The sequence below is a fragment of the Desulfoluna spongiiphila genome (assembly GCF_900101345.1).
Classification (GTDB): Bacteria; Desulfobacterota; Desulfobacteria; order Desulfobacterales; family Desulfolunaceae; genus Desulfoluna; species Desulfoluna spongiiphila.
On the sequence record NZ_FMUX01000023.1, the window covers coordinates 50,027 to 63,890 of the forward strand.

Here is a 13,864-nt window from a genome sequence, read left to right on the forward strand (position 1 = left end):
CACCTCACTATCTGCTCAGCAACGGCCACTGCGTGCCGTCAATGGGTTTCCATCTCTTCGATCTCTTCACGCCTTTTTTCATCAGCCTTCTGCAGCACGGCCTCCACCTCCCGGGCTTGTTCAAGGGCCTCCCGCTGCGCATCGTACATCCGGGGCGTCTCTGTTTCCTCGTCCCCTGAACACGCGACCAAAAACACAAGAAGCACCGCCGTTAAAATCTGACCCACCTGTTTCCTTACCATGGCTCCGTTCTCCAAAGCGGTTCACAAAGGGCATGACACGAAGAGCCCTCGGCAACGAGAAAAAAGTCCCCCGGGCCGGGTACGGCCGATCGGCATACCACACACCGGGTGTCATTGCAAAATGATCCGTTCATAATGAAATGTCAACAGAAAGTCACTGCAGAGAAATGATGGGAAAAAGGAAGGAAAACAAGAAGGGGTGGAGGGGAGCCCGCGGCCAGGGGGCTCCCCCGATTTCAGAGACCTACCGGTGGGAGAGTAGGAGTCCTCAGATCATGGACCCCACGGTATCCGGGACCATCAGCACGGCTTCGGTCTTGGCGAGGACCTCTTCCACGCTGACCCCCGGAGCGGTCTCTTTGAGCAGGAGGCCACCTTCGATGACCTCCATGACGGCCAGTTCCGTAACAATAAGGTTGGCTTCCCGGACGGCTGTGAGGGGCAGGTTGCAGCGCATGAGGATTTTGGATTCCCCTTTCCGGTTTGTGTGATCCGTTGCGATAATCACCTTCTTCGCCCCGGTGCACAGATCCATGGCGCCCCCCATGCCCGGCACCATTTTTCCGGGAATGATGTAGTTTGCGATGTTGCCCTCCTGGTCCACCTCCAGGGTCCCCAGGACCGTGGCGTCGATGTGACCGCCCCGGATGATGCCGAAGGAGGTGGCGCTGTCGAAAAAGCACCCCCCCGGCAAGATGGTAACAGGCTGGTTCCCGGCGTTGATGAGATCCGGGTCCGCCTCCCCTTCCGCGGGCGCCGGTCCGATACCGATGAACCCGTTTTCGGATTGAAGCAGCACCTCCACCCCCTCGGGGATAAAGTTGGCCACGAGGGTCGGCATGCCGATACCCAGGTTCACGATGTCGCCATCCTTGAACTCCCGGGCGATGCGCCGCGCAATCAGTTCTCTGCCTGTTGGTTTATCAGCCATTTTCCACCTCCCCTGCCTGCACAACGGCATCCACAAAAATTCCAGGAAGCATCACATGGTCGGGATCCATGGTCCCTGTGTCCTCAATGTGCTCGGCTTCCACAACAACGTACTCACAGGCCATGGCCATCAGGGGGTTAAAGTTCTGGGCTGATTTGCGGAATATCACGTTCCCGGCCCGATCCGCCCTGTGCGCTTTGATGAGGGCGACGTCCCCTTTGATGGGGGGCTCCAGCAGATAGGCCCGCCCGTCCACAACAATCGTCTCTTTTCCTTTTTCCACCTCGGTGCCCACCCCCGTGGGGGTAAGGATCCCGCCAAGGCCGACTCCGGCCGCACGGATCCGCTCGGCCAGGGTGCCCTGGGGCACGAGGATGGCCTCAATGCGCCCTTCGGTCATGGCCTTGCCGAACTCGGGGTTAAGCCCCACATGGGAAGCGTAAAAGGTTTTCACCGACCCCTGGCGCACGAACTTGCCCGCCCCTTTCCCGGGAACGCCGGCATCATTGCAGACGATGGTCAGGCCCGTCAGGTCCTTGGCCACCACCGCGTCCACGAGCAGCTCAGGGGTGCCGACGGTCATAAACCCGCCCAGCATGATCACATCATCGTTTTTTATGCTCCGGACCGCCTGGTCCAGCGTCTTTACCTTGTTCATATATGCCTCCGAAGGCCGTTTAATATATCCTGTAGATCCTGAAGATTGGTTAAAGAAGCATCAGCACCGCCGAGGTGACGAAACCTCCCCAGAGCAGGGCCACGGTGCAGTAGCCCATGATATCCCGGATGGTGAGCCCGGCGATCCCGAGGAGGGGCAGGGCCCAGAAAGGCTGAATCATGTTGGTCCAGGCATCGCCCCAGGCAATGGCCATGGCCGCCTTGCCAAGGGGAACCCCCAGCTCCTGGGCCGCAGGCATCACAATGGGACCCTGTACGGCCCACTGCCCGCCGCCGGAAGGCACGAAGAAGTTGACGATCCCTGCGGAAAGGTAGGTAAAAAACGGAAAGGTGGTTACGGTGGAGACCTCCACAAACCACTGAGAGATTGCGGCAGCAAGGCCTGAATGGACCATCATCCCCATGATGCCCGCATAAAGGGGAAACTGCAGCACGATGCCGCCGGTGTTTTTAATGGCGTCGTTCATTACCCGAAGGTAGTTGGCAGGTGTCTTGTGAAGGATGATGCCTGCAAACAGAAAGATAAGGTTCACGCTGTTGAGGCCCAGCTTGCCGCCGGTGACGAAGTAGTAGATGATGTACCCGAAGCCCATGGCGCCAAGAAGCATGGAGATCACCATGGAGTTCTCCAGCCGTTCGGCCGGGGTCATCTCGGAACGGGGCTTTTGAGGTGCCTCCTCGTGCTCATCGGCAAACAGCGCGGGATCAGCTTCCACCACATCCTCGGCCTTGGGCATCATCATGCGGTTGATGATGGGAAGGGAGACAAGAAGGATCACACAAATCAGAAGGCTCTGCCAGGCAAAGATTGTCTCGGACACAGGAATTTGCGTGCCACCTGTAATCGCTGCCATGAAGCCTTTGGCATCGGCCACCTTAAGGGGGATGGACCCGGAGAGTCCCGCGTGCCAGATAATAAAACCCGTATAGGCCGATGCCACGAGAAGGCCGTAGTGGATTCCCTTGACCTTCTTGACCATCTCCCGGGCAAGGAGCGCTCCCACGATCAAGCCGAAGCCCCAGTTCACCCAGCAGGCCACAAGGGCCACGAAGGTGGTGACGCCGATGGCCTGGGACGGTGTCTTGGCCACCCCGGCGATGGCCTTTAGAAAGGACTCCACCACCTGGGTTCGGGCCAGGGTGTGTCCGGTGACGAGCACCAGCACCATCTGCATGGCAAAGGCGAGAAGCTTCCAGAACCCCTCACCCCAGTATTTCACCATGGAAACCGGCGATTGACCTTGAAAGATCATGCCGAAAATAAAAACGAGAAAGGTCAGGATAGCGGCAAAAAGAAACGCATCCGGCAACCAGCGACGGACAATTCTGCTGAAAAAGGCAGCGAGACCTCGTATCATAGTGATTCCTCCCTTGTTGTGGCGCAACCCGAAACACCCTTGTCACGGCACCGCACCCACAGTTAAACCCAACGCATTCCATTAGGAATTAGCACCAAGCATGCCAAGGAACAGACATCGACCGCAATGCGCTTATTTTGTTACCGATCCGAAGAAAAACCCACAAATCAATCGGGATAATACGTCAAAAAGGTGTGCAAAGTTCGGGAGGAGGCTGTGTAAGGTTTACACAGAGATCAGAGACAATTCGAGGTCAAAGGGGAAAGGGGTTCAGCGTTGGCTTAATCCATATTTATCAATTTTATAAATCAGGGCCTTGCGGCTCATTTTTAGTACTTCCGCCGTTTTCACGCGGTTCCACCCGGTGTCGTCCAGGGCGCTTTGCAGAATATCCGCTTCCACGGCCTCCATCATCTCTTTGAGGGAGCCTCCCCGGTCCTGGTTCACCCGGGTTACGGCGCGGGGCTGAATCCCCTGGAGAGATACGGGCAGGTCTTCGGTCATGATCACGCCCCCCTGCCCCATGACAACGGCGCGTTCCACGGCATTTTCAAGCTCCCGGACATTGCCGGGCCAGGCGTAGGCCGTGAGCTGCTTCAGGGCTTCATGGGAGATCTGCTGCACCTGCTTTCCCATCTCTTTGTTGCAGCGGGCAATGAAGTGGTCCACCAGCAAAGGGATGTCCTCCCGGCGATCACGCAACGGGGGAATTTCCAGCTGAACCACGTTCAGGCGGTAGTAGAGATCCTCCCGAAAGCTCCCCTGGCGGATGGCCTCGGAGAGGTCCTTGTTGGAGGCTGCGATCACCCGGACATCGGCGGCAAGGGTCCGGGTCCCTCCCACACGCTGAAAGGTCCGGTCCTGAAGAACCCGTAAAAGTTTCGCTTGAAGGTTCGGGCTCATCTCACTGATTTCGTCGAGAAAAATCGTTCCACCGGCAGCCAGTTCGAACTTTCCGGGGTGGTGGTTCATGGCCCCTGTAAAGGAGCCCTTTTCATGGCCGAACAGCTCACTTTCAAGGAGCCCTTCGGGAATGGCGGCACAGTTAAGGTTCACCAGGGGCCCCTGGCTCCGTCGGCTGTTGTAGTGAATGGCCCGGGCCACAAGCTCTTTTCCGGTTCCGCTCTCGCCCTGGATCAGCACGGTGGAGTTGGTGGGAGCCACCCGGCCGATGCCCTTGAACACCTCCTGCATGCCGGCGGATTTTCCGATGATGTTGTTGATGGAAAAGCGGGTCCTCACCACCCGCCTCAGGTCTTCCACCTCGCGGGTCAGGCTCTGGATTTCAAGGGCGCGCTTGACATTGACGATGATCTCCTCATTGTTGAAGGGCTTGGAGATGTAATTGTATGCCCCCAGCTTCATGGCTTCCACGGCGGTGTCCACCCCGGCAAAGGCGGTGGTCATGATCACAGGCACCTCGGGCCAGGTGTCCCGCATGATGCGAACCGCCTCCATGCCGTCCATCACCGGCATGCGGATGTCCATGAGGACCAGGTCCACCGGTTCAGCCTCCATGCATGCCAGGGCATCCTTGCCGTTCTCCGCCTGAACACAGATAAACCCTTCCATTTTAAGTACCTCGGAAAGAAGAATCCGGACATGGGACTCATCGTCCACCACCAGCACGCGCATTTTCTTAGTTCCCATCCCCATCCCCTTCAGGCTTTGCCGGTAAAACCACCCGAAAACGTGTCCCCTCTCCCAGGCGGCTCTCCACCTCCACCACCCCGTGATGAAGATCAATGATCTTCTGAACAACTGCAAGACCCAGGCCAGTTCCGTTGTCCCGGGTCGTAAAAAAGGGATCAAACAGACGCGCAACCTGTGCGGGTTCGATGCCCTTGCCGTCATCTTCCACCACAACGGCCACCCCACGGTCCAAGGCCATGCTCTCCACGCGAATGTGCCCCCCGTTTTCAACGGCCTGTACCGCGTTGATCAGGATGTTCAGGAAGACCTGCTTGATCTGTTCCTGGTCCACCACCACCCGGGGCAGGTCTTCTCCGTAGTCCATCACGATCTGCACATGCTGCCGGGTGGCGTTGAGATTCACGAGAAGCAGGGTATCGGCAAGAATCCCGTTGATGTCCACGGCCAGCTTCAGGGAATCGGAGGGGCGCGCATAGTAGAGGAGCTCCCTTACCATCTTGTTCAGGCGATCCACCTCTGCGATGACGATGGACGTGTATTTGCGCCGGACGTCTTCCGGTTCCATGCCGGTTTCGATGAGCTGGACAAAGCCTTTGATGGAGGTCATGGGGTTTCGGATTTCATGGGCCACGCCCGCTGCTATTTCCCCTAAGGCGGCCAGGCGATCTGTCCTCTGCATCTGCTCCTCAAGGCGCCGCCTCGACTCCAGGACTTCGGCAAACTCATTGACCGACACGGCTATCTCGCCGAGCTCACCTCCCATGGGGGCAATGCGGTGGGTGACATCGGTTTCGATGGCTTTTATGCCGCGCTTGATCTCCCGGATCCTGAGTCCCACGGCGTGGGCAATAAACGCGGTACCGGCAAAGGAAAAGACAATCCCTGCGGCAATGGCGACATAGAATCGGTAAAGCATCTTGCGGATCTGGTCGTTGATGTCGTCCATCAACTCGTTGGACCAGATGTACCCGATCACCTCCCCGTCCCTGTTGATGGGATACATGCAGTTCATGATCTCGCCACGGACCAGCCCTGCGGTCTGCACCCTCGGCATTCCCGTGGCCATGACAAACCGCCCCTTATGATCCGCGCTGATGCTCTGGCCCACCTTATGCCCTAAGGTCTCACTGGGACCGTAGGTGATGATGGCATCCAGGCTTCGGGAGTAATACCCCACCCCCACCCCCGGTTCCGAAAGGGCAACCCGGTCTGTAACGGCCCGTAACCGTCGGTTCAGTGCACCGATGCGGGCCTCCCGGGAAGCCCCGGCAAGACCCTCACTGTCCAGAATCTCGTCAAAGGTGCCCACCAGGACGGAGTCCAGCACACGGGCCAATGCGAACAGCTTGCGCTGTTTTTCCTGGAGCAGGGCGTACTCCGCCTCACGCATCAGGATAAAGCCGGTACCGATGGAAGAGATCGCAATGATAAGGGAGATAAAGATAAATATGAAAATCCGGATGGGTATACGTCTCATACAAACACAGCCGTTGGGATGATTGGGGGGGTTGCCGTTTGGGACGCTTTTGCCGAATGCCGGGTAAAAGGCACCTTCTTTCCATTAAACCCAAGCACCCCGCCCTTGTAAATATTTTTTACGCCATGGACAAAGATAATAAGTTTCAATGCAATTGGCGTGTTGATTATTTAAAAACACGTTGTTGGAGAGGAGAACAACGGGGATGGGGAGAAGCGGGTGGGGCATCGCCACGGCTAATAGTCCACAAGGTCGCGTTCGATGACCATGGAGGTATCCATGTTTAAGGACAGAAAAAAGCTCTCTAAATCGACCCGATCTTTTTCACCAAACACCTCAAGGTGGAAATCAAAATCCTTGAGCAATGCATAAAAAGAGTAAAATACAGTTTTTTTTGTATTGAGGCAGATTCGACATTCACGTTTTATGTTATTAAAATTCGCAAAATGCTGCATGATCATAAAAAAACAGACGGCAGAAAAATAACGGGTTCCTGGGTGCTGGAATAGGCCAGGGTAGAAACTCATGACATTGATCTTGCCGGCATCATCGTCAAAATTGACGGTTAAAGAGCAAGAAACATCGAAGCCCGTTTCTTTGCTGTAAACAAAATATTCAAGTTGAGGCCCGTCAATACAATAATTCATACCGTAATGGTCAAAGAAATCAGGCAGGTGAGATGCCATGAAAGCAGAGACCTTGACGAATGAGGGGGGGGTGTCCATGGTCGGTCTCCATCTGTATGAGTGGCGAGAAATTTAAAAAAGCCCCCGCCTAATTGATTTGTCTTCTGATTGTTTTTTAATCGCTACCATCGCACGCCCTTGTTTGTCAATGATACCCGCAAAGAACCAAATAGCAAAGGTATGTCTGCATTTTTCCAAAAAAAGAACGGCCGCACTTCCCCCATGAAACGCCCATCCATAGAAGGCCCTGCTATATTGACACCCCCCATCAGACCCGGTACGATAGAGAGCTTTACAATCAGGGTGCCGCCCGTATTCCGAGTGCAGAAGGGGTCTGCTGACCATGACCGCCCTTCAAACGTGGCCCGCCCTTAATAAGCCGATAAGAACCAAAAAAGGTTCCTCGGCGAGTTTTTTACCCTGGAACAACCTTCGGAGACCTGACGCGTGCAATCAAAAATACTGATCCTTAAATTCCCCAAGGAGGCCTCCCCCGAACCGGTGGTCTGTTACCTTGCCAGAGACTACGAACTGACCTTTGCCATCCTGCATGCCAACATCTTCCCCCGCCGGGAAGGGATCATGGTCCTGGAGCTGAAGGGGACCCGGGAAAACTTTAAAAGCGGATTGGAGTACCTCAAGAGCAAGGGCATCAAGGTGAGCCGATCGGATCAGGAGGTAACCCGGGATGAGGCACGCTGTACCCACTGCGGTGCCTGTACCGCGGTCTGCCCCACCGGGGCCCTTTCCATTGAACGCCCCTCCATGGAAGTGATCTTCGACCTCGAAAAATGCAGTGCCTGTGAACTCTGTGTTCCCACCTGCCCGTCCCACGCCATGAAGGCCAATCCCAAGGACAAGAATTTTTTCTGATGAACAGTCACACCACGGCCGTCGCGGTAAGCGGCGGCATCGACTCCCTGTATGCGGCCTGGCTTCTCAAAAATGCAGGCCACAAGGTGATTGGCATCCATTTTATCACCGGCTATGAGCACAAAGGGCAGCCCAAAGGCGACACGAGCCCGTCGCCATGGCTCACCCTCCACTCGGAGAGCTGCCGGGTGGCCATTCCCACCATGAACCATGTGGCGGAGCAGCTCGACATCCCCATCCACATCATCGACATCCGGAATCGATTCGAGGCAGAGGTGGTCTCCCATTTTGAAAAGGCGTACAGGGACGGGCTCACCCCCAACCCCTGCCTTCTCTGCAACCCGACGGTAAAATTCGGCTACCTTCTGGATGTGGCCGAATCCCTGGGCGCCCGGGACCTTGCCACGGGACATTATGTCCGTACCCGCATCGACGAAGCAGACGGCCTTCACCTCGTAAAAGGAGAAGACCCTTTCAAGGACCAATCCTATTTCCTGGCCATGGTGCCGCCTGAGCGCCTTGCAAAGGCCGTGTTTCCCTTAGGAGGCCTGCGCAAGGAGGAAATCAAGAAAGAAGCCGCCCAAAAGGGGCTCACCTCCTTTGCCAAGGGAGAAAGCCAGGACATCTGTTTTATCCAGGACGGCGACTACAAAGCCTTTCTCCTGTCCCGCCCCGGCTTTGTCATGGAACCGGGCCCCATTGTGACGGAAGACGGCACCGAGGTCGGGCGACACCTGGGCCTCCACGGCTTTACCGTGGGCCAGCGGCGGGGCATCAACTGCCCGGGCCCTTACCCGTACTACGTCCTGGCCCTGGAACCCGAGGCGAACCGCCTGGTGGTGGGAAGAAAAGAGGCCCTGTTGTCCGACGCCTGCACGGTGACCCGTCTCAACTGGATCCGCCCCCCCGCCGGCACCTCCTTTGATGCCGTCTGCAAAATCCGCTACAGCCACAAAGGGAGCCCCTGCCGCATTGAGCTGGACCCGACAGGAGAGAACGCCACCGTCACCTTCGACGCCCCGCAGTCCGCGGTGACACCGGGCCAGGGGGCCGCCTTTTATACAGGGGACGAGGTGCTGGGCGGGGGATGGATCTCCCGTTGAGGATAGCCTAACTCTCAAAAACTGCCTCCGGCGGCAAGGTGTGCCACCTTGAAAGCAGGTAGCGGATGCGTTTTGCCCCTCGTTTCTCGGGTCAAATCACATCCGCCTTTAAAACGGAATTTATTCAAAAAAAATATTTAAAACCTGTTTGTTAAGCCCGTCTTTATAGAATCAGGCAAACGTTTACCCCCCGGCAGGGCCACCGGAGATATAAGCTGAACAGTGACAGGCCGTTAGCCTTTTTTACATATTTCATTGCATACGACTGACGACGCCCAACGAGCAAGCAACCGAAGGCGTCTCGTTTTTTTTAACACAGCACCCTCATCGCCATGGAGTCATGGCGCACATCACAGGTCGATATATTATGCCACGCTATTTCATCAACACCCTGGGCTGCAAGGTAAACCGGTTCGAATCCGACGCCGTGGGCATGGCCCTCACCTCCCGGGGCTGGCAGGAAACAAAACAGCCCGCAGACGCCGACGTCTGCATCATCAACACCTGCACCGTCACCGGCAAGGCCTCGGTAGAATCACGGCACCACATCCGCCAGACCATCCGGAAAAACCCGTCGGCCAAAATGGTGGTCACCGGGTGCTACGCCCAGACCGAAGCCGAAGAGATCGAAAAGATCGAAGGCGTGGATGCCGTCATCAGCCACACGGAAAAACACCGGCTCCCCGAACTGGTCATCGCCCTGCACGAAAAGGGCGAGGCCCACTTCTCCGAAGACCGGAACAAGAGCTGCCGGGAGACCGAGTTCAAGGGCATCGACGTGGACGCGTTAGGCACACGTACCCGCCCCTTGCTGAAGGTCCAAGACGGATGCAACGCCTTCTGCTCCTACTGCATCGTTCCCCATACGCGGGGAAGATCCCGCAGCATGCCCATGGCCGAGGCCCTGGCCCGCCTGGCCTCCTTGGGTGCCCGGGGCTTCCAGGAAGTGGTGCTCACCGGTATCCACATCGGCTGCTACGGTCTGGACCTCACCCCTGCCACCAGCTTTTACGCCCTCCTCAAGCAGATGGAAGAGGAGAAACCGGTAAAACGAATTCGCCTGAGCTCCATGGAGCCCATGGAGATCACCGACGAGGTCATCGACCTCATCACCGGCTCCTCGTTCTTCTGTGACCATGTCCACATCCCCCTTCAAAGCGGCGACGACACCGTGCTCTCCCGCATGAAACGGCCCTATACCACCGCACGCTTCAAAGAGCTGGTAACCCGGATCCACGACCTCTCTCCTGAAACGGCCATCGGCGCGGATGTCATCATCGGCTTTCCCGGCGAGACCGAGAAGCAGTTCGAAAACACCTGCGCGTTCCTTGAATCCCTTCCCCTGGCCTATCTCCACGTCTTCCCCTTCTCACCCCGGGAACGAACCCCTGCGGCCTCCTTTGACGGCCGCATTGACGGAGAGACCATGAAACACCGCACCGCACGGGTACGTGCCATCGGCGATGCCGCAAAAAAACGGTTCATGGAAGCCGCCCTGGGAACCCGTGCCGACGTACTGGTTGAACGGGAGCGGGATCATCACACGGGCCTGCTGAAAGGAGTCACCTCACAGTACATCCCCGTGCAGTTCCAAGGGGACGACAGCCTCATGAACCAGCTGGTGCCTGTTACCCTCGAATCCGTCAGCGATGCCGGTTACCTCACAGGGAGACGAGAGGAGAGCTGATGGCCCGACGCGGTCTCTTTCTTATCTTATGCCTTGCCTTGCTGGCCGCTGGAACCACGGCCCTTGCAGCTCCCCCGAAACGCATCGTCTTCGGGGGAGACGCCCAGTACCCGCCCTACGAATTCCTGGATAAGAATGGAGACCCCACCGGGTTCACCGTTGAGCTTACCCGGGCACTTGCCGAGGTGATGGGCATGGAGATCGAGATCCGCCTCGGCCCCTGGGAAGAGATCATGGAGGCCTTTAAAAAAGGAGAGGTGGATGTGATGCAGGGCATCTCCTACTCCAAAGAGCGCGCAGGCCGGTACGAATTCTCCCAGGCCTACACCCTGATTCACCACTCCATCTTTACCAGGGAAGAGACCATAGGCGTCAGCAGCCTGTCCCACCTTGCGGGGAAAAAGGTCCTCGTCCAACACGACGGCATCATGCACGAGACCCTCAGGCAGAGCGATCTCAGGGTCACCCCGGTGCCTGTCCCCTACCAGACCGACGCCCTGCGCATGGTTGCGTCCGGGACCTATGACCACGCCATCGTGGCCAACCTGCCCGGCCTCTACTATATCCGCGAGCACAAACTCACCAACATCCGAAAACGCGGAAACCCCGTTGCCGTTCAGCTCTACTGCTACGCCACCGTAAAAGACAACACGGAGCTGATGTCACAAATAAGCGAAGGCCTGGCTATTTTGAAAAAAACCGGTCGCCTCCGGGGGATCCACAATCGCTGGCTCGGTGTCCTGTCCCCGGGAATCCCCACCCGAAAGCTGATTATCGCCGCCAGCCTTCTCTTTACCTTCATGGCCCTTGTGGTGGTTGGAAACGTCCTCTGGTCCCGCACCCTCAAACGGGAAGTGGCCCTTCGCACCCGGCAACTGGAGACCCGTCAGAAACAGCTGCTTCAAGCCGATAAAATGGCCTCTTTGGGCTTTCTGGTCTCCGGCATCGCCCACGAGCTCAACAACCCCAACGGTCTGCTCCTGCTTAATATCCCCCTGCTGGTGGCCGCCTTCAAAGAGATGCACCCCGTCCTGGAAAAACACTACAGAGACCACGGTGACTTCAAGGTGGCGGGCCTGCCCTATTCCCGCATGCGCGATGAAATCCCCCTGATCTTAGATGAAACCAATGACGCGGCACGGCACATCAAAACCATTGTGGAAGACCTTCGTGACTTTTCCAGGCAGAGCGACGATGAAAAGGAAGAGACAGACATCAACGCCATTGCCGTCAATGCCTTAAGGCTTGTCCGCCCCGCCGTGGAGAAGGCGACCCGTCACCTCGGCGTGGAACTTCGGGAAGGCATCCCGCCCATCCTGGCCAACCCCCAGCGCATCGAGCAGGTGGTGGTCAACCTGCTGCTCAACGCCTGCCAGGCCCTGGACAACCCCGAGTCGGCCATCCGCCTGCAGACCGCCACGGATGCCCGCCAGGGCATCGTCACCCTGTCGGTGACAGACCAGGGCACGGGCATCGACCCCGAGCACCTGGACCATCTCACGGACCCTTTTTTCACCACCAAACGCTCGGCGGGCGGCACCGGCCTCGGATTGTCGGTCTCTGCAGGTATTGTAAGAAACCACCAAGGCAAACTCACCTTCGAATCCAAACCGGGCCAAGGCACCACCGCCACCCTTCAGCTACCCGTCCTGACAAAGGAGTAACCCATGACCGGCGACGTCACCAACGATTTCCCCATTCTCCTCATCGATGACGAGCCCTCGTGGCTCCGCAGCCTGGGACTCCTTTTAGAGCGTGCCGGCTTCGCCAACCTGCGCAAGCTCAGCGACGGACGCAAGGTGCGGGACCTCCTGGCCGAGGAAGAGATCGGCATAGTCCTTCTGGACCTCATGATGCCCGACATGCCGGGGGAAGAGCTCATCTCCGTAATCCGGGAAGAGTCCCCGGACACGGTTATTGTTGTGGTCAGCGGCATGAACCAGGTGAATCTTGCCGTCCGGTGCATGAAGATGGGCGCCAGCGATTACATCGTCAAGACCGGCGCCGAAGAGCGCATCGTGGCCACAGTGAGAAACGCCGTCAATCTCTGGGAGCTGAAACGGGAAAACAGGGCCATCCGCTCCACCATCAGCAAGGCGCCCAGCCACCCCGAAGCCTTCAGCCACATTGCCACGGCCAACAGGTACATGGTCTCCATCTTCAGCTACATCGAATCCCTTGCAAGCTCCCGCCAGCCGGTCCTCATCACCGGGGAAAGCGGTACGGGCAAGGAGCTCATCGCCCGGGCCATCCACCGGGTCTGTAACCCGCCCGGGCCCATGGTGGCCGTCAACGTGGCCGGCCTGGACGACACCATTTTTTCCGATACCCTCTTCGGTCACGTGCGGGGGGCCTTCACCGGCGCCGACTCGCGGCGGGCCGGCATGGTGGAAAAGGCCTCGGGGGGCACCCTCTTTCTCGATGAAATAGGCGACCTGTCCGCCCCCTCCCAGGTCAAGCTGCTTCGCCTTCTCCAGGACGGCGACTACTACCCGGTGGGAAGCGACCATTCCGAAAAAATAAACGCCCGGGTGGTCTGCTCCACCCATCAGGACCTCACCATCAAAGGAAAAGAAGGCAAAGAACGGCGCTTCCGAAAAGACCTCTTCTACCGTCTCCAAACCCACCATATCCACATGCCCCCCTTGCGGGAGCGAAAAGACGACATCCCCGTCCTGCTGGACACCTTCCTTGCCATGGCCGCCGAAGAGACCGGCAAAAAGAAACCCGCCTACCCCCAGGAGCTTCCGGTTCTTTTGGCCACCTACCACTTTCCGGGCAACATCCGGGAACTCAAATCCATGGTCTTCGACGCCGTGGCACGACACCAGGGAGGAACCCTCTCCATGGCCTCCTTTAAAGACGCCATGGAAGGCCACACCACCGCGCATCTCGAGATACCGACTACCTCGCAAGGATCGGGCGGCAACCCCTTTTCAGGCATAGAGCCCCTGCCCAGCCTGTCGGAAGCGTCCCAGCTCCTGGTCATGGAGGCCATGGCCCGGGCCGAAGGAAACCAGAGCATCGCCGCTCGAATCCTGGGAATTTCTCAGCCCGCCCTGAGCAAACGCATGAAGCACCTCAGGGAAAAGCAGGAGGGCTGAGAAGAATTAGGCTCCGGGAACCCAGGTTGCGGATGCTTTCCCCCCTCGTTCCTCGGGGAGAAAGCATCCGCG

At 57.7% G+C, this 13,864-nt stretch carries 12 protein-coding genes; 5 read left to right on the top strand and 7 right to left on the bottom strand.

What is annotated here, in order from left to right:
• Positions 1 to 38: 38 nt before the first annotated feature.
• The 7 genes from BLQ12_RS22980 to BLQ12_RS23010 form a co-directional block, all read right to left on the bottom strand.
• Positions 39 to 242, bottom strand: a complete 204-nt coding sequence (locus BLQ12_RS22980) for a hypothetical protein (RefSeq protein WP_092214550.1) — start codon at positions 240 to 242, stop codon at positions 39 to 41.
• Between the two features lie 268 nt (positions 243 to 510).
• Positions 511 to 1,173, bottom strand: a complete 663-nt coding sequence (locus BLQ12_RS22985) for a 3-oxoacid CoA-transferase subunit B (RefSeq protein WP_092214551.1) — start codon at positions 1,171 to 1,173, stop codon at positions 511 to 513.
• The gene (locus BLQ12_RS22990; protein WP_092214553.1) at positions 1,166 to 1,831 is read right to left on the bottom strand and encodes a CoA transferase subunit A; all 666 of its coding nucleotides are present in this window, start codon (positions 1,829 to 1,831) and stop codon (positions 1,166 to 1,168) included. The genes BLQ12_RS22985 and BLQ12_RS22990 overlap by 8 nt, the downstream gene beginning before the upstream one ends.
• A 49-nt stretch (positions 1,832 to 1,880) precedes the next feature.
• Positions 1,881 to 3,209, bottom strand: coding sequence for a short-chain fatty acid transporter (locus tag BLQ12_RS22995; protein WP_092214555.1), 1,329 nt, complete (start codon positions 3,207 to 3,209; stop codon positions 1,881 to 1,883).
• Between the two features lie 270 nt (positions 3,210 to 3,479).
• Positions 3,480 to 4,859, bottom strand: a complete 1,380-nt coding sequence (locus BLQ12_RS23000; RefSeq protein ID WP_092214557.1) for a sigma-54-dependent transcriptional regulator — start codon at positions 4,857 to 4,859, stop codon at positions 3,480 to 3,482.
• Complete coding sequence (locus BLQ12_RS23005) at positions 4,849 to 6,339, bottom strand: ATP-binding protein (protein ID WP_092214559.1); 1,491 nt, start codon at positions 6,337 to 6,339, stop codon at positions 4,849 to 4,851. The genes BLQ12_RS23000 and BLQ12_RS23005 overlap by 11 nt, the downstream gene beginning before the upstream one ends.
• Before the next feature lie 236 nt (positions 6,340 to 6,575).
• Positions 6,576 to 7,064, bottom strand: coding sequence for a hypothetical protein (locus BLQ12_RS23010; RefSeq protein ID WP_092214560.1), 489 nt, complete (start codon positions 7,062 to 7,064; stop codon positions 6,576 to 6,578).
• Positions 7,065 to 7,472: 408 nt separating this feature from the next.
• On the opposite strand from BLQ12_RS23010, the gene BLQ12_RS23015 reads away from it, so the two are divergent.
• The 5 genes from BLQ12_RS23015 to BLQ12_RS23035 all read left to right on the top strand — a co-directional run bounded on the left by BLQ12_RS23015 (position 7,473) and on the right by BLQ12_RS23035 (position 13,792).
• Positions 7,473 to 7,898 carry an NIL domain-containing protein gene (locus BLQ12_RS23015; RefSeq protein WP_092214562.1) on the top strand — a complete coding sequence of 142 codons (426 nt, stop codon included), beginning with the start codon at positions 7,473 to 7,475 and terminating at the stop codon, positions 7,896 to 7,898.
• A complete protein-coding gene (gene mnmA, locus BLQ12_RS23020) occupies positions 7,898 to 9,001 on the top strand; it encodes a tRNA 2-thiouridine(34) synthase MnmA (RefSeq protein ID WP_092214564.1) in 1,104 nt (367 codons plus the stop codon). The genes BLQ12_RS23015 and mnmA overlap by 1 nt, the downstream gene beginning before the upstream one ends.
• A 367-nt stretch (positions 9,002 to 9,368) precedes the next feature.
• Entirely contained in the window at positions 9,369 to 10,688 is a 1,320-nt protein-coding gene (gene mtaB / locus BLQ12_RS23025) for a tRNA (N(6)-L-threonylcarbamoyladenosine(37)-C(2))-methylthiotransferase MtaB (protein WP_175470020.1), read from the top strand.
• On the top strand, positions 10,688 to 12,352 hold the full coding sequence (locus BLQ12_RS23030; RefSeq protein ID WP_092214569.1) for a transporter substrate-binding domain-containing protein: 1,665 nt from the start codon (positions 10,688 to 10,690) through the stop codon (positions 12,350 to 12,352). Before mtaB ends, BLQ12_RS23030 begins: the two co-directional genes overlap by 1 nt.
• Before the next feature lie 3 nt (positions 12,353 to 12,355).
• Positions 12,356 to 13,792 carry a sigma-54-dependent transcriptional regulator gene (locus tag BLQ12_RS23035; RefSeq protein ID WP_092214570.1) on the top strand — a complete coding sequence of 479 codons (1,437 nt, stop codon included), beginning with the start codon at positions 12,356 to 12,358 and terminating at the stop codon, positions 13,790 to 13,792.
• The last annotated feature ends 72 nt before the right edge of the window (positions 13,793 to 13,864 follow it).

What these genes read in the sequence shown, in the direction of transcription:
- BLQ12_RS22980 (WP_092214550.1), bottom strand. Translation starts at nt 242, where the DNA reads ATGGTAAGGAAACAGGTGGGTCAGATTTTAACGGCGGTGCTTCTTGTG.
- BLQ12_RS22985 (WP_092214551.1), bottom strand. Translation starts at nt 1,173, where the DNA reads ATGGCTGATAAACCAACAGGCAGAGAACTGATTGCGCGGCGCATCGCC.
- BLQ12_RS22990 (WP_092214553.1), bottom strand. Translation starts at nt 1,831, where the DNA reads ATGAACAAGGTAAAGACGCTGGACCAGGCGGTCCGGAGCATAAAAAAC.
- BLQ12_RS22995 (WP_092214555.1), bottom strand. Translation starts at nt 3,209, where the DNA reads ATGATACGAGGTCTCGCTGCCTTTTTCAGCAGAATTGTCCGTCGCTGG.
- BLQ12_RS23000 (WP_092214557.1), bottom strand. Translation starts at nt 4,859, where the DNA reads ATGGGAACTAAGAAAATGCGCGTGCTGGTGGTGGACGATGAGTCCCAT.
- BLQ12_RS23005 (WP_092214559.1), bottom strand. Translation starts at nt 6,339, where the DNA reads ATGAGACGTATACCCATCCGGATTTTCATATTTATCTTTATCTCCCTT.
- BLQ12_RS23010 (WP_092214560.1), bottom strand. Translation starts at nt 7,064, where the DNA reads ATGGACACCCCCCCCTCATTCGTCAAGGTCTCTGCTTTCATGGCATCT.
- mnmA (WP_092214564.1), top strand. Translation starts at nt 7,898, where the DNA reads ATGAACAGTCACACCACGGCCGTCGCGGTAAGCGGCGGCATCGACTCC.
- mtaB (WP_175470020.1), top strand. Translation starts at nt 9,369, where the DNA reads ATGCCACGCTATTTCATCAACACCCTGGGCTGCAAGGTAAACCGGTTC.
- BLQ12_RS23030 (WP_092214569.1), top strand. Translation starts at nt 10,688, where the DNA reads ATGGCCCGACGCGGTCTCTTTCTTATCTTATGCCTTGCCTTGCTGGCC.
- BLQ12_RS23035 (WP_092214570.1), top strand. Translation starts at nt 12,356, where the DNA reads ATGACCGGCGACGTCACCAACGATTTCCCCATTCTCCTCATCGATGAC.